Below are 15,362 nucleotides of genomic sequence, written 5' to 3' on the forward strand. Positions count from 1 at the left end.
CCTTAACAGCCAAAGCGTGCTATTGGTTAATATAGATTATTGGCGGCAATGACCTCCAAAATGTTATCCGGTGGCATAAAGGGAAGTGAAATGGTTAAATACGGTAAATGTTGAATTTGTGTTAATTTGAAAGGTCCACACGCGTTTCAGAAGCATTTTCACTTTTTCTTAGTATGTGCGTCGCTTATAAATATAAAAACCGGAGAAACAACAATGTTACCAAAGAAAAAGCAACTCGCTGTTCTTGTTACGCTAGCGTTGTCAGGCGCACATATTCATGCGCAAGAAGCCACAGACGAACAAGCCAGTGAAACCGAAGCGCAAAATATGGAGGTCATAGAGGTATCTGGCTTTCGTGGATCACTTAATAAATCACTGATGGAAAAGCGAACATCAGTTAACAGTAAAGAATCAATTGTTGCGCAAGACATTGGTAAATTCCCGGACTTAAATATTGCAGAGTCTATTCAGCGCGTTCCAGGCGTAGCGATTTCTCGTGAGGGTGGAGAAGGCCGTCAAATTACCTTGCGCGGTTTAAGCCCATCATTTACCCGTACAACACTTAATGGCATGGAAGTACCAGCAAGTACAGATGGAACAGATTCAGGCGGTGGCGTAAACGGTGGACGTGGCTTTGATTTTAATATTTTCGCTTCTGAACTGTTTAATCGTGTAGATATTCAGAAGTCGCCTACAGCTTCAATGGAAGAAGGCGGTATTGCAGGTACCGTTGATTTGTACTCCGCAAAACCTTTCGATTATGACGGCTTTAAATTCGTATCGTCCCTTCAAGGTGGCTATAACAGCATTACTGAAGAGACCGATCCTCGCGCAGCTTTCATGATCAGTAACCGTTTCGCTGACGACAAGGTGGGCGTGCTTTTCTCGGCCGCTTTCTCAGAGCGCACAGTAAGGCAAGAAGGCTTCGGTACCGTTCGTTGGACAACACCGGTTCGTGATGGCGGCGGTATTTTTGCAGACACGTCTGATACTGTGGTGAACGGCGCGCCAGACGTGGGTAATTGCGAGTTTCAAGGCGAATCTGTTGATCCCATCAACTGCTTGTGGACGCCACGCCTTCCACGACCTGATTACTTTGGTAATGACCAAGAGCGTACCGGTTTTACGGGTTCTATCCAGTGGGCTGCCACTGATAATTTCACTTTAACCTTAGACGGTTTGGTATCTAAACTAGATAACACCCGTACTATGTACAATTTCTTCCATATGTTTAGAAGTACGTTTTCAGAGATTACACCCACTTCTATTACAGTACATCCTAATGGCAAACAGGTTCTAGCCGGAAGTTACGACGGTATCAAGTCACGTATAGAGAGTCGTTTGCAGGAATCAACCACTGACTTTAGTCAATTTGTGATTTCTGGCGAGTGGTTTATTGGTGAAAATATTAAATTAGATATGATGGCCGGCACTGCAGAATCTGATGCTCGTTCAGAGCAGTATCGTTACAACATGACGCTGTTAGAAGAAACCAGCTACGGTTTTGATTTTAGTAATAACATTAACGCTCCGCAGCTCACTTACGGTTATGACGTTAACGATGCAAGTAACTATAATCTTTCAGATGGTCGTTTACGCGCTACTGATGTATTGCGCGAAAACGATACGGTTAAGTTTGATGCCACTTACCTTGGCGACGAAGTAACTATCAAGGCGGGCTTCGCCTACAACGACCGCGTAGTAACCTACAGTGAAGAGCAAATTAATGGCTTCCCAGATCAAGATTCGGCGGTCGGCTTTGCTGAAATGATGCCGGTAGACGATTTCGGTAGTGGCTTTGATGGTCCTCTAGACCCATTTCTTGTTGCTGACTTTGACGCAATAAATAGTCAGCTTCTAGACGTAGTTTGGACACCGCGCTCTGCACAAAGCTGGCAAGTAGGCGAAGAAACTTCTGCTGCTTATATTGAGATGGACACGAGTTATGAGATTGGCGATATGCTGCTTCGCGCTAACTACGGTGTACGCTATGTGAAAACAACCACCACCTCTGAAGGCTTTATTCAAGGCGAAACGGTACAAATTGAAAATGACTACAATAACTTTTTGCCGGCAGTTAACTTAGCACTTGAGGCCACTGATGACGTTGTTGTACGCCTTGGTCTAACCCAGTCAATGACGCGCCCAAGCCTGAACTCATTAAACCCTGGTAACCCTAGCTTTGATTATATTAACGGCTCGGTAAGCGTGGGTAACCCGTTCCTTGACCCGTTCACTTCAGACAACGTAGATTTTGGTGTTGAATGGTACTTCGACGACGAAGCGCTACTGGCAGCAACCGTGTTCTACAAAGACATTGATAACTGGATTGTTCGCGCATCTGAAGAGCGTCTAGTTGATAGTGCCTACTACGACTTTATCGATAACGATGCACAGTTTGACCCTGTAATTGCGCTAGACCCTCGTACTATTCCATACGAGCACAGTAGCCCAATCAACGCTGAGGACAGAAGTGTAAGCGGTTATGAGCTTATTTATCAGCAGCCGTTAAGTTTCTTACCAGGCCTGTTCGAAAACATGGGTATTGTGTCGAACTACACTCACGTTAACGCAGACGACATCGAAGGTATGAGTGAAACATCGTACAACTTTACGGTGTATTACGAAACAGACCAATACGGCGCGCGTGTGTCAGTTAACAAACGTGACGATTACCTGACAGACTTTACTGGCAGCAATGGTAACGTTGCACACGGCACGACAGGGCCAACGCAGGTAGATTTCTCGTCATTTTATAACGTAAACGACGAACTCACGTTAACCTTTGAAGTAATTAACCTAACTGACGAGTACGAGCGTTTGTTTACCACGGGTGATGGCTCATTGGATTTGGTACGTGAATACAACCATACGGGCCGTCAGTTCTTCTTGGGCGCGCGTTATACTATGTAAAATAACAGACTGACCAAGCATATTGGTGAGCCTAAGATAATAATTAAATGTTGTGTTCCGTGAAGACGGGTGTGTTTGGCCATCGTAATGATGGCCTTTTTTATTTGTGACAAGGTGACATTGCGGATTGTTCCTGATGCGTCTATCTGCTTTATCACTTAATTGGAGCGCAACTCTACTAATATTGAGAAGGAGAAAAGGTGTGAGAAATTCAAGTAACTCCACCGCAGGAAAAATATTCAACGCGCTTCGCTACAGTTTTGCAAGCGTTATTGCTGTAGCCAGTAGTTTTGCATTGGCAGGCCAAGAAAGTACGACGGCTCTTCAAAACAGCTACGTGCCTCATTCGAGCACTTTGGTTCTCGCTAGCTCAAATGCCCACATTGCTAAGGAACAAAGTGCCGGAATTGTAGAGAACGAAGGAAGTGCAAAAGCTCCGCCTTACAAAAAGCCGGTTACCCTACATTTGGTTGGCGATTCAACCATGTCAGACAAGCCAATGTTGGCATATCCAGAACGTGGTTGGGGGCAATTACTTCCTGAATTCATGCTGCCAAATCTAAATATCAAAAACCACGCGGCTAACGGCAGGAGCACAAAGCGATTTGTTGACGAAGGGCGTTGGCAAGTGCTGTTATCTGATCTTTCTGAAGGTGACTTTGTGGTAATTCAGTTTGGTCACAACGATCAAAAACAGTCGGACCCCGCTCGCTATGCTGACCCGGAAAATGCCTATCCTGCTTACTTAAACCAGTTTGTGCAAGACGTTGAAGCGAGAGGCGCATCAGTGATTATTGCAAGTAGTATTTGCAGGCGTCATTTCACCGAGGAAGGTGTATTAAAACGCACTTTGCTGGCGTATGCCGATGCAGCGAAGAAAGTGGCAGCACAAAATAACGTGCCATTTATCCCTATGAACGCTTTAACTTGCGATTTTCTTGCTCAGGTAGGCGAGCCTAACAGCAACCATTACTTCATTAAGGTGCCCGCCGACCTATATGCGCGCTACCCCGAAGGTAAAACTGATGATACTCACTTGAATGTAGTAGGCGCGGCTAAAATGGCGCAGATATTCGTTCGAGAGTTAAAAGCAACAGCACATCCATTAGCAAAATACGTTTATCGAGACACCCTATAAAATAATATAAACGAAGCGGCGCGCCAGTATACCTAGTATGCCGCGCCTATTTAAACTAACGCAGTGCAACCTATCTTAGCTAACTTGCTGAGGCATCGTTATCAATTTTGTATGTGGCGAGTGATTAGTGAGGAGGAGGGAAGACAAAAGAGAAAAGGGAAGGTCACATACCGACTATAGCGACGGTATGTGATTAGTAAAGGCATCACTTGATATAATGGCACCTGGGTAGGTTATTACGGTGGCTGCCACTTTTGCTCCATAGCTCGCGCTTTCAACAGGCTTTCTACCTGCAAGTCGAGCTGCCATATAACCGCCATTGAATGCATCGCCAGCAGCCGTTGTATCAACCACTTGCTCAACACGCTCAACAGGTACAATACATTGTTCTTTGTGGCAGAGTATATGAACGCCGACTGCCCCGTTTTTCATAACGATTTCTTCAATCTGTTTGTCGGCTAAATAGCTAAATATTTCATCAGCATTAGTGTGGCCAAACAGCATTAAATGGTCGTCAGCACCTGGGAACGCTAGATCTGCTTCAGCATAAGCCTTACCCGTCCAGTACTTAGCATCTTCTTGAGATGACCAAAGGCGAGCTCGATAATTAGGATCAAAGGCAATCTTACTTCCTTTGGCCTTGAGGGATGAAATTAGTTCGAAAAGTGTAGCGCGCTGTTCGTCATCTAAAATAGCAATAGAGATACCGCTCAAATAAAACCAGTCACACGTAAATTCAGCGCCCTTCATTATATTAAGCGTTTGCGTTGCAGCAGACTGGTTACGCCAATAGGCAAAGGTTCTTTCACCTTCATTGTCGTTGCGGATCATATACAGACCGAGATTACGCGAGGACGAGCGAAACACTAGATCAGTGTTAACTTCGTGCTCACCCATTTTAAACAGCAGCTCATCGCTTAAAAAGTCTGCGCCTATCGCTGTTAAGTAGCTAATGGAAGATGAAGGCAAACAGCGTTTTAAATAAACCGCAGTGTTGTAGGTGTCGCCAGCAAAGCTTTTCGCCATCAAATCGTTATTTGTGTTTTCATCACACGTCCTAACTGATGATTCACGCTGAGTGCTTCGAAGCTCTACCATGCACTCGCCAAAAATAACCATTCTTTGTTTGGTATCAACGATGCTCATGCCGCAGCCTCATCAAATAATGTGAGGCTTTGTTGGCATGCCAATGTTATAGCTTGCCAATTTTTTGCTTCAATGGCTGCCTTCGGCATCATCCATGTACCGCCTACTGCTCGAACATTGCCAAGCGAGAGATACTCATTCGCGTTGTCGCCATTAATGCCGCCGGTAGGGCAGAAGCAAACATCGCTAAATACACTTGAAATCGCTTTAAGAAAAGGGGTTCCGCCGCTAAGACTCGCAGGAAAGAACTTCATCTCGCGAATGCCTTTTTGGTGCGCCAAAAGAATATCGGCAGGCGTAGCGACGCCCGGCAAAAAGGGTGCATTAGACGCAATCAGAGTATCGAGCAATGTCTCTGAGCTTGTGGGCGTTATCAAAAATTGCGCGCCTGCATCCAACGCTTCAAATACGTGGTTGCGATTTAACAATGTGCCCATACCCACAACGAGTTCAGGAAACTGTTTTCTAATCGCTGACAGGGCTTCAAATGCTGCGTCGCTGCGTTTCACTACTTCTATGTTGCACAGGCCGCTATTTGCAATTGCTTCTGCTAGGTGAAGCCCCTCGTCAACAGATTTAGGCTGAATAATAGGGAGTAATGGGGCGCCTTTAAGCATGGAAAAGGTACTTTTCATCACGCGGTTCCTTTTAGTGAATCTAGCGAACTTTCTGTTAACGTAGTCGGAGCAGAACCTTGCTGACTTTCGTTGCTGTTTTCGTGCGATAAAATGTTAAGCAGCTGATTAACTTTTTCGAGCACTTTTTCTTTGAACGTAGTGTTTACCGACAATTCGGCGAACATGGTTTCAAGAGATAGCAATTTTTTTGCAAGTTCTATTGCCTGAAAGTCTACCGATTTTGCTGTAGCCCTTAACATACTATCTAGCGGGTCGGTGATAGTTTCGTTTAAACGTGCCTTGTTGTTTACAAATAGGCACCAGGCCGCAACGGCACTACAGAGCAAATCAATATTTCGTTTTGCTTTTAGGTTATCGCGTACTGTGTCGAGAATTCGAAATGGGATTTTCTGTGACCCATCCCAAGCAATTTGCGACAACAGGTGGCGAATATGCTTATTCTCATAGCGCTTAACAATGTCTTGTGCGTAAGCGTTCAGATCGAAGTCTTGTGTTCCGCTATCGGCATTCTCGTTATCACTGGATAGAGACGGAACAATTTCATCTTTCAACATGGTTTGAATCAGTTGCTTTATGGCTGGGGTACGCATTGCGTCGAATACGGTTTCCTTGCCAAGCAATAACCCCATGTAGGCCAGTGTTGAATGTGTGCCGTTTAGAATGCGAAGCTTAGCTTTTTCAAAGAAGCTCACATCATGAGTAAAAGTAACGCCAACTTTATCCCAAGCAGGTCGTGGGCCAGAAAAATTATCTTCAACCACCCATTGAGTAAATGCCTCTCGCTGAATAGGCCAGTTATCAGTTAAACCCAGCTCAGCGGCAACGTTGGCTTTAAAGCTGTCTTCAGTTGCTGGCGTAATACTGTCAACCATAGTGCAGGGGAAGGCGATGTTCTCGCTGATCCATTGGCCGAGTGATTCATCCGTTTTATTGGCGAACTCGGTCACCGCTTTTTGCAGCTTTTTACCGTTGTCTGACACGTTGTCACAGCTGATAATGGTAATATCTGCATAGCCTGCCTGCTTACGTTGTGCTAGCGCTTGCACAATTAGGCCAACTGCACTTACCGGTGTCTCTGGGGTGACTAAATCAGCTTTAATATCCGGATGATCAGTATCTATATGACCTTGCGCATTAAGGCAATAGCCCTTTTCTGTCACGGTAAGCGTCACAATTTTAGTTTGCTTGTTTACCAGCGCAGCAACAATGTCTTCACGATCATGTGCTAATGTAGAAAGGGTTTTAATTGCGCCGATAATGTGGGTTTCAGGCTCGTTATCAACAATACACAACGCATAGAGATTGTCTTGTGTACTCAACGCTTCTTTAAGTGATGCGCTGCGCATTGACACACCGTGAATGCGCCAGTCACCGCCATAAGCCAGCGCCTTTTCGGTATAATACGCTTGGTGCGCACGGTGAAAGGCGCCTGGACCAATATGCACAATGCCACAACCGGTTGCTTCCAGGTCGTAATTTGGTTTACTTACGCTGTCACTTAAAAGAGGTAGCGTTGAAATTGATAACGGCTTTGTCATGATTACCCCAGTTTGTACGCTTGTTTAGCAAAATCATAAGTGAGTTTTTTTGCAATGCTGGCCGCTTCTGTTTCGCTGATGCGGTGCTCCACAACTAGCTGTGCAAGGAAGCGACAATCAATGCGTCTGGCAACATCATGACGTGCAGGTATAGACAAGAACGCGCGCGTATCGTCGTTAAAACCAACCGTATTGAAGAAACCTGCGGTTTCTGTCACTTGCTGTCTAAAGCGCAACATGCCTTCAGGGCTATCATGGAACCACCAAGAAGGACCGAGCTTCAGGCAAGGGTAGTGGCCTGCAAGTGGCGCTAATTCACGGCTGTACGTGGTTTCATCTAATGTAAATAGAATAATGTCGAGGTTAGGCTCGTTACCGTATTTACCGAGTAACGGGCGAAGCGCTTTAACAAAATCTGTTTGCATTGGAATGTCGTGGCCTTTATCGCGACCAAACTGTGCAAAGAGCTGACTGTTGTGGTTTCTAAACGAACCAGGGTGAATTTGCATCACCATGCCGTCTTCTACACTCATTCCCGCTAATTCGGTAAGCATTTGCGCTCTAAATAGCTCTTGCTCTTCAGCGTTACTGTTTCCACTTCTTACTTTATCGAATAAAGCAATACACTCAGCTTCACTTAAATCAGCAGTGTTTGCCGTTGGGTGTCCGTGATCGGTTGCTGTCGCACCGTGCACTCTAAAGACGGCACGTCGCGCGCGAATAGCATTTAGGTAGCCTTTCCACGTCGCAGTATCTTCACCGGTTAATTCACCTAGTTTCTCAATATTTGAAGTAATATCTTCGCGAGATACATCAACTACATCATCAGGCCTAAAGGTAGTAATAACCCGCTTTGCCCACGGTGTATCTTTAATTGCCGCATGATGGGGTAGGGTATCAAGTGCACCTTCGGTGGTTGCGATCACTTCAATATTGAAGCGATCCATCAAGGCGCGAGGCTTAAAGTCATCCCCTTGAAGCTGCGCGGTAATATGGTCGTAATAATGCGTTGCGTTGTCGCTACATAGCATCTCTCGCAAACCAAACACATCGTGAAATACGGTGTCTAACCATAAACGGGACGGTGTGGCGGCAAACAGGTGATAGTTATCTGCCAGAAGCTTCCAGATTTTACGTGGATCCTTTTCCGTCTCGCCGCCATCCCAACGTGGTACACCGATATCGGTTAATTCAATGCCTTGGCTATACAGCATTCTGAAAACATAGTGATCAGGCGTGATAAATAGCTCGGTTGCATTGGTGAAATTATTGTTTTGTGCAAACCAACGTGGGTCAGTATGGCCATGCGGACTTATGATAGGGAGCTCCCGAATTTCCTTGTACAACGCCTTTGCAACACTTCGGGTTGCTTCATCGGCAGGAAAAAGTCTATCTTCATGTAATAAAATCGATTCCATAACGCTCTCTTTTAGAGGGTGACGCCACGTTTCCAAATAGCAATCTCATGGCTGCCATTTTTCTCGTTGCAGGTTTGTTGACCGGATGCCACTGCCAAGCAGTGTTGGAGTAGCGCTTCGGCACACTTATCGATAGATACGCCTTCTAGAACTTGTCCAGCGTTAAAATCTATCCAATGTGGCTTCTTATTAGCGATATCTGAATTTGACGATATCTTGACTGTGGGTACAGGAAAACCAAGGGGCGTGCCTCGGCCTGTGGTGAATAAAACGATATGTGCTCCTGATGCAGCCAATGCAGTTGAGCTTACGGCATCGTTACCAGGCGCTTGTAGTAAGCTTAAGCCTTTGTCTTGCTTGGGCTCGCCATACTGCAAAATGGACTGAATAGTAGAGGTTCCACCTTTTTGAACCGCGCCGAGAGACTTTTCCTCTAGCGTGGTTAAACCGCCTGCCTTATTGCCTGGAGACGGGTTTTCGTAAATAGGTTGGTTGTGGGCGATAAAGTAGTTCTTAAACTCATCAATCAGCGAGTTAAACGCCTCAAATACGTCTTTGTTTTTAGCGCGATTCATTAAGAGCTGTTCGGCGCCAAACATTTCTGGCGTTTCGGTTAAAATGACCGAGCCGCCTAGATTACACATTAAATCGGTAACACGCCCTACTGTTGGGTTGGCAGTAATACCGCTAAAAGCGTCACTACCACCGCATTTCATACCTAACGTGAGTTCACTTGCGTCAATGGGCTCACGTTTGTCATTAGCCATTACTTTTAACAAGTCATAAACCGCATTGACGCCTTCTTCTAATTCATCTACCACTTCTTGTGCGTTATAGAAGCGAATGCGATTTTCAGGTTTATCAACGTGAGGCAGTAAACTCTTAAGCTGATTGTTTTCGCAACCCAAGCCTACAATTAACACCGCACCAGCGTTCGGGTGAGATGCGAGAGAGGCTAAGATAGTGCGCGTGTCATCTAAATCATCGCCCAGCTGAGAACAGCCAAAAGGGTGGGTGAATGCGCGGAAGCCTTCGCATTCGCTGGCGAAACGACGGTTACATTCATCAGCAATTCGGTCCGCAGTACGGTTTACACAACCCACGGTATTTATGATCCACACCTCATTGCGAATACCCACTTTTCCATTTTCTCTTCTGTAGCCCATGAACTGTAACCCAGAAGTAGAATGTGTTTGCTTCGATGCGGAGTTTGACGGGGCGTAAACGTATTGTTCTGTGCCTTGCAATTTAGTCTTTGCGTTGTGGCTGTGAACATGTTCACCGGCGTTTATTTGGCTTGTTGCTGCACCAATGCTGAAACCATATTTTACAATGTTGTCACCATCTGAAATGGCGGTTAAAGCAACCTTATGGCCGGCGGGAATGTCTTGGCGAACTGTAATGTCATATTCAGTGATGTAGGTACCAGCCTCGACAGGGCAGGTTGCGACCGCAACGTTATCGTTATTATGAACTTTTACTAGTTGTGTTTTAACGTTCATTCCAAGTCCTGCTTTATCTTTACGGCTTACTTAACTGCCAAACGTTGTTAAATGAGCACCGGGTATTTGAAAGAGCGAAAAATTAGAAATGTTTTTTTACGCTCTGCTTACAAATTTTTTGTTTTTAACATTCTCGTTCATTATTGTGCCACCGGTGGCATATTAGGATGAAATAGAATCGTAAGCAACACTTCTTTATAAAAAATTACACTTTTTTGATGGAATCGCGAATAATTAAGTGGGGCTTAACTAAATAGGTTTCAGATTCACTGACTTCATTGCCTTCGATATGAGCAATGATTTTACGCGCTGCGATAGCTGCCATATCACCAACAGGACGTTGAACAGTGGTAAGGGCAGGGATCACGCGAGCGGCGAGCAAGTTGTCGTCGAACCCCGCGACGGAGAGCTCGTCTGGCACGGTAATGCCCATTTCGTGGGCCACTTTTAGGACACCTGCCGCCATTTCATCGTTGTTCGCAAATATAGCTTTAACTCGCGGAGACTGGATGAGCAATTGGCGTGCGCACTCAATTCCGCTTTCGAAGCTGTTTTTACCTTCAATTACTCTGTTTTTAGGTACATCGACTCCTAAACCGTTAAGCGTCTCAACAAAGCCTTCCAAACGCTCTTTTGAGGAATAGTATTGTTGTGGACCGCTGATAATACCAATATCTTTATGGCCCAGTGATACCATATAGCGCGCTAAATCGCTAAGCGCAGCTCTGTCGTCACTGACTACGATATTTTGGTGGTCATCTAAATCAACTGACGCCATTCGCACATAGTTAATGCTCTTTTGCTGCAGTGCGTCTGCTAAAAGCTTAGACTCGGATACCGGTGGCAGTATGATGACGCCATCAATGTTCGAACGACGTACAAAATTGACGCAGTCTTCTACAAAACCATCTGCGTTGTAGCGGCAAGGGTGAACGACTAATTCGTAGCCCTTTTGAGAACATATGCTTAGCACGCCTCTTTGAACTTGGTCGATATACAAGGCATCTGGGTTGTCATAAATCAAGCCTATCAAATAAGAGCGGCTAGTACTTAAACCACGCGCTTGCTTGTCGGGGGCAAAGCCCGTTTCTTGAATGACAGCTTCAATGCGCTCACGTGTTGCTTTACCAACATTGGTCGCGCCGTTAATAACACGCGACACGGTACGCTTTGATACACCTGCTAGGGCTGCAACATCATTGATAGTCGGGCGCTTGTTCATAATTCTCTGTTTTTCCGCGCTATTATGTCATTGTTTGTGATACTACCACACAAACTAGGGCAGTATGCTGTTGTTACTCAAAAGTAAAAGCTTGTGTGGTCAAACTACGACTGACCACACCTTTCAGTCTCCATAATTCTACCTTATTAAAATCCAAGTGCACGTGGTAGCGCTTCGCTGAACCAAGCAACATAAGTGACGAGCATAAGAACCACGAACATAGCCACATACAAAGGAATGAGCGGTCTTATGATGTTCTCAAGTTTGGTTTTAGCAATAGCACAGGTAATAAAAAGTACCGCACCTACGGGGGGTGAGCATAATCCAATAGATAGGTTGAGTACTAGCATGATGCCAAACTGCAACTCGCTCATACCAAGCTCTAGCGCCACTGGTAAAAATATGGGCGTAAAAATAAGTACTGCAGGTGTCATATCCAAGAATGCACCAACCACAATGAGTAACAAGTTGATAAGAAGAAGAATGAGTAATGGGTTATCGCTTATCGATAACAGTGCATTACTTAAAGTTTGCGGGATATTTTCAAACGATAAAAGCCAAGACATCGCGGTTGAAGCCGCGATAAGCAGCATTACAATTGCCGTTGTTTCTGCCGCTTTCAAGAATATGTCGGGTAAGGTTTTCACTTCTACTTCTTTATAAAACACTAAGGCTAATAGCAAAGAGTAAACCACCGCAATGGCTCCCGCTTCAGTAGCGGTAAAAATGCCGCCGACAATACCGCCAATCACTAAAAATATAAGAAATAGAGAGGGAAGTGCGGCAACAGTTTTTTCGACAACTACTCTTAAAGGAAGTCGTGGCGACAGCGGGTATCCCTTCATTTTTGCGTAGACAAAGCACACTAGCATTAGCGATAGACCCACCATAATGCCTGGTATATAGCCAGCCATAAAAAGGGCAGCGATGGATACGCCTCCACTGGCGATAGCGTATACAATTAGGATATTGCTTGGCGGAATTAACATACCTGTAGTTGATGCAGCGGCAGTGACTGCGGCACTAAAATTCGGCTCGTAGCCCGCTTTTTTCATTTCGGGTAACATAAAGCTGCCAATAGCTGATGTGGTCGCTACAGCAGACCCTGAAATTGCACCAAACAGCATGCAGGAAACCACGTTCACCAAAGCTAAACCACCGGGAAGGGCACCAATAAGCGCCATTGCGCACTCAATCAACCGCTTGGCTATCCCGCCGCGTCCCATGATAAGTCCAGATAAAACAAAAAACGGGATGGCCAACAGTGCAAAGCTATTCAGGCCACCAGCCATACGCTGCGCAATGGTGATAGTAGCAGGGGCAATATCCATGCTCATTAGCATAGCAAGTAACGTGGCGACTCCAATACTGATTGAAATTGGCACATTTAAAAGAAGAAGTACGAAAAAAGCGACGACTAGGATAATACCGGTCAGTTCCATTACGCTGTTTCCTTATTGTTGTTTTGCCAAAGCGTTGTAATGTTGACCAGTGCGTAGGCAATAATGAGACCACCAGACAGGGGAAGCACGCTATAAATAAGGCCCATTTTAATGCCAAGTGCCGCCGAGATTTGTTCCAATTCTAAGGTGAGAGATACAAGCTCGGAGCCGCCGTATACCATCACTAAAACACAAAAAATAATGACGACAATTTCAACGCAGGTGAGCAAAAGGCGTTTCACTTTGCGTGACTGGCGCTCAACAATCAGGTTGAAGCCTAAATGTGCGTTTTGACGATACGCATAAGCCGCACCTAAAATACCAATCCAAATAAGTATGAACCTAGACAATTCTTCGGTGATTGAAGCGGGGTCTTTAAGTACGTAACGTGAGACCACTTGCCAAATCACGGTAAGTAAAATACTTACCATGGCAACTATAAGTGTGCCGGCTAAGGCTTTATCGATAAGGCGTATTATTGTCATTGTTACATCGCTTTTATTTGAGTAATTAAGTCCCCAATAGGCGTGCCTTCAAAGCTTTTGTGAAAAGGTTTAACCGCTTCAACGAAAGGGGCTTTGTCAGGCGTAATAACTGTGACGCCTTCGGCTTTTACCTTTTCTAAAGATGCTTGGGTAGATGTTTTCCAAAGCTCGCGTTGGTATTCAACCGAGTCTTCCATAGCCTTGGTTAACCACGTTTGCTGCTGTTCATTCAAACTTTCCCATACCGGCAGCGATGCCAGCATGACATCTGGCACGCTCGTATGCTCATCAAGGCTGTAATACCGAGCAATTTCATAATGACGAGAAAGGTAGTAGCTAGGTGGGTTATTCTCAGCACCATCCACAACGCCTTGCTGAAGCGCTGTGTACAGCTCTCCCCAAGAGACGGGCGTTGCTGCTCCACCCAGTGCGCGAACTGTTGCTACTGCAGTAGGGCTGTTCAACACGCGAATTTTTAGCCCGTTCAGATCGTTTGGTGTTTCTATAGGTCTGTCGTTGGTGTAAAAGCTACGGCTTCCCGCATCGTAATAGCCGAGGCCTTTTAGTCGAAAATCTTCAATACCTGATAGCAATTGGTCGCCCAAGTCGCTGTTTAATACTCGCCAAAAATGATCATTATCGCGAAAAATATAGGGAATGCTGAATATCTTCATTTCAGGAGCAAACCCTTCTAGGGGGCTTGCCGACACCTTCGTCATAGCGAGTGAGCCAATTTGCAACAGTTCTACCATTTCTCGCTCGGTGCCCAGCTGGCTGCTCGGATAAATAACCACACTCATTGTACCGTCAGAATAGTAATCGAGTCGCTCTCCAAGGTATTCCATAGCCTTATGCACAGAGTGTTGCGTGTCCAACGTATGCCCCAAACGCAATAAGGTGACCTCGCCTTGCAATTCATTTTGCGAACACGCCCCTGTTAGCAACAGCGCAGTAGCAGACAGTGTGAGTTTTATATACCGCAACATAATTATTACACCTAATTTAGAGCAGGGCTGCTTAAAGCAACTGTGAAGGCGGAAACTTATCCATATCATCGTAATCTAGGTTTTCACCTGCCATTCCCCAGATAAACGCATAGCTTCCTGTACCCACACCACAGTGAATTGACCAAGGTGGCGATACCACAGCTTCTTCATTCGCAATGAAAATGTGGCGGGTCTCCTGTGGTTCACCCATGAAGTGACATACTCTGCTTTCGCTGTCCATATCGAAGTAAAAGTACACTTCATTGCGTCTGTCGTGTTGATGAGCTGGCATAGTGTTCCAGACAGAACCGGTATGCAGTCGCGTCAGTCCCATCTGAAGCTGACAGGTATCAACAACAGTATTGATAAGCAATTGTTTAATATCGCGCTGATTTGACGTTTCTTGACTACCTAAATGGAGAACATTTGCGTCTGCACTACCTATTTTCTTGCATGGATAGGCGTGATGAGCCGGCGCTGAATTCAAATAGTATTTGGCGGGATTAGAGACGTTGTCTGACTCAAATATTACTTCTTCATTGCCCTGGCCGATATATAGGGCTTCTTCGTTATCTAAATGGTAAGTCGTGCCTGAAACGGTAATGGTGCCCGGACCGCCGATGTTTATTACACCTACTTCGCGACGAGCGGTAAAGAAGGGCATTTTTAACTGATCTTCAATGGTTTCTAGCGTCAATGGACTCGTTGTAGGTACGGCGCTTCCAAGCATAAAGCGTTCGTAATGGGTGTATATCCATACGACTTTGCCCTGTGTCATTAGGGTGTCGACCAAAAAAGCGTCGCGCAGTTCTTGCGTATTGTAAGCGTTGGCCTCTTTACGGCCTATGGCGTATCGTGTGTCTATTTTTTCGTTCATGACTTTTTTCCCATTCATCGTTGTTTTGCTGCTCAAGGCAATTTGTTTGCTCGGGGC

At 45.4% G+C, this 15,362-nt stretch carries 12 protein-coding genes; 2 read left to right on the forward strand and 10 right to left on the reverse strand.

The window, feature by feature from the left end; genetic code table 11:
• The first annotated feature begins 213 nt into the window (after positions 1-213).
• Complete coding sequence (locus ACYX4N_RS09535; protein WP_476056393.1) at positions 214-2,913, forward strand: TonB-dependent receptor; 2,700 nt, start codon at positions 214-216, stop codon at positions 2,911-2,913.
• A gap of 202 nt (positions 2,914-3,115) precedes the next feature.
• Positions 3,116-4,051, forward strand: coding sequence for a rhamnogalacturonan acetylesterase (locus tag ACYX4N_RS09540; protein WP_476056394.1), 936 nt, complete (start codon positions 3,116-3,118; stop codon positions 4,049-4,051).
• A 174-nt stretch (positions 4,052-4,225) separates the two neighbouring features.
• On the opposite strand, the gene ACYX4N_RS09545 is transcribed toward ACYX4N_RS09540, so the two are convergent.
• The 10 genes from ACYX4N_RS09545 to kduI form a co-directional block, all read right to left on the reverse strand.
• A complete protein-coding gene (locus ACYX4N_RS09545) occupies positions 4,226-5,197 on the reverse strand; it encodes a sugar kinase (RefSeq protein ID WP_476056395.1) in 972 nt (323 codons plus the stop codon).
• Complete coding sequence (eda, locus tag ACYX4N_RS09550; protein ID WP_014976837.1) at positions 5,194-5,832, reverse strand: bifunctional 4-hydroxy-2-oxoglutarate aldolase/2-dehydro-3-deoxy-phosphogluconate aldolase; 639 nt, start codon at positions 5,830-5,832, stop codon at positions 5,194-5,196. Before eda ends, ACYX4N_RS09545 begins: the two co-directional genes overlap by 4 nt.
• Complete coding sequence (locus ACYX4N_RS09555) at positions 5,832-7,373, reverse strand: mannitol dehydrogenase family protein (RefSeq protein ID WP_476056396.1); 1,542 nt, start codon at positions 7,371-7,373, stop codon at positions 5,832-5,834. The genes eda and ACYX4N_RS09555 overlap by 1 nt, the downstream gene beginning before the upstream one ends.
• A 2-nt stretch (positions 7,374-7,375) precedes the next feature.
• Positions 7,376-8,791, reverse strand: a complete 1,416-nt coding sequence (gene uxaC, locus ACYX4N_RS09560; protein ID WP_476056397.1) for a glucuronate isomerase — start codon at positions 8,789-8,791, stop codon at positions 7,376-7,378.
• An 11-nt stretch (positions 8,792-8,802) separates the two neighbouring features.
• Complete coding sequence (locus ACYX4N_RS09565) at positions 8,803-10,293, reverse strand: UxaA family hydrolase (protein ID WP_476056398.1); 1,491 nt, start codon at positions 10,291-10,293, stop codon at positions 8,803-8,805.
• A gap of 205 nt (positions 10,294-10,498) precedes the next feature.
• Positions 10,499-11,515, reverse strand: coding sequence for a LacI family DNA-binding transcriptional regulator (locus ACYX4N_RS09570; RefSeq protein WP_120958989.1), 1,017 nt, complete (start codon positions 11,513-11,515; stop codon positions 10,499-10,501).
• A 146-nt stretch (positions 11,516-11,661) separates the two neighbouring features.
• A complete protein-coding gene (locus ACYX4N_RS09575; protein WP_476053850.1) occupies positions 11,662-12,957 on the reverse strand; it encodes a TRAP transporter large permease in 1,296 nt (431 codons plus the stop codon).
• Positions 12,957-13,442, reverse strand: a complete 486-nt coding sequence (locus tag ACYX4N_RS09580; protein ID WP_476053851.1) for a TRAP transporter small permease — start codon at positions 13,440-13,442, stop codon at positions 12,957-12,959. The genes ACYX4N_RS09575 and ACYX4N_RS09580 overlap by 1 nt, the downstream gene beginning before the upstream one ends.
• A gap of 2 nt (positions 13,443-13,444) precedes the next feature.
• Positions 13,445-14,428 carry a TRAP transporter substrate-binding protein gene (locus ACYX4N_RS09585; protein ID WP_476053852.1) on the reverse strand — a complete coding sequence of 328 codons (984 nt, stop codon included), beginning with the start codon at positions 14,426-14,428 and terminating at the stop codon, positions 13,445-13,447.
• 31 nt (positions 14,429-14,459) lie between these two features.
• Positions 14,460-15,305, reverse strand: coding sequence for a 5-dehydro-4-deoxy-D-glucuronate isomerase (kduI, locus tag ACYX4N_RS09590; RefSeq protein ID WP_476053853.1), 846 nt, complete (start codon positions 15,303-15,305; stop codon positions 14,460-14,462).
• Between the last annotated feature and the right edge of the window lie 57 nt (positions 15,306-15,362).

This window comes from Alteromonas sp. ABH4_452 (assembly GCF_056311825.1).

Bases quoted from the DNA above. Each gene is read 5' to 3' on its own strand.
- ACYX4N_RS09535 (WP_476056393.1), top strand. From the start codon at position 214: ATGTTACCAAAGAAAAAGCAACTCGCTGTTCTTGTTACGCTAGCGTTG.
- ACYX4N_RS09545 (WP_476056395.1), bottom strand. From the start codon at position 5,197: ATGAGCATCGTTGATACCAAACAAAGAATGGTTATTTTTGGCGAGTGC.
- eda (WP_014976837.1), bottom strand. From the start codon at position 5,832: ATGAAAAGTACCTTTTCCATGCTTAAAGGCGCCCCATTACTCCCTATT.
- ACYX4N_RS09555 (WP_476056396.1), bottom strand. From the start codon at position 7,373: ATGACAAAGCCGTTATCAATTTCAACGCTACCTCTTTTAAGTGACAGC.
- uxaC (WP_476056397.1), bottom strand. From the start codon at position 8,791: ATGGAATCGATTTTATTACATGAAGATAGACTTTTTCCTGCCGATGAA.
- ACYX4N_RS09565 (WP_476056398.1), bottom strand. From the start codon at position 10,293: ATGAACGTTAAAACACAACTAGTAAAAGTTCATAATAACGATAACGTT.
- ACYX4N_RS09570 (WP_120958989.1), bottom strand. From the start codon at position 11,515: ATGAACAAGCGCCCGACTATCAATGATGTTGCAGCCCTAGCAGGTGTA.
- ACYX4N_RS09575 (WP_476053850.1), bottom strand. From the start codon at position 12,957: ATGGAACTGACCGGTATTATCCTAGTCGTCGCTTTTTTCGTACTTCTT.
- ACYX4N_RS09580 (WP_476053851.1), bottom strand. From the start codon at position 13,442: ATGACAATAATACGCCTTATCGATAAAGCCTTAGCCGGCACACTTATA.
- ACYX4N_RS09585 (WP_476053852.1), bottom strand. From the start codon at position 14,428: ATGTTGCGGTATATAAAACTCACACTGTCTGCTACTGCGCTGTTGCTA.
- kduI (WP_476053853.1), bottom strand. From the start codon at position 15,305: ATGAACGAAAAAATAGACACACGATACGCCATAGGCCGTAAAGAGGCC.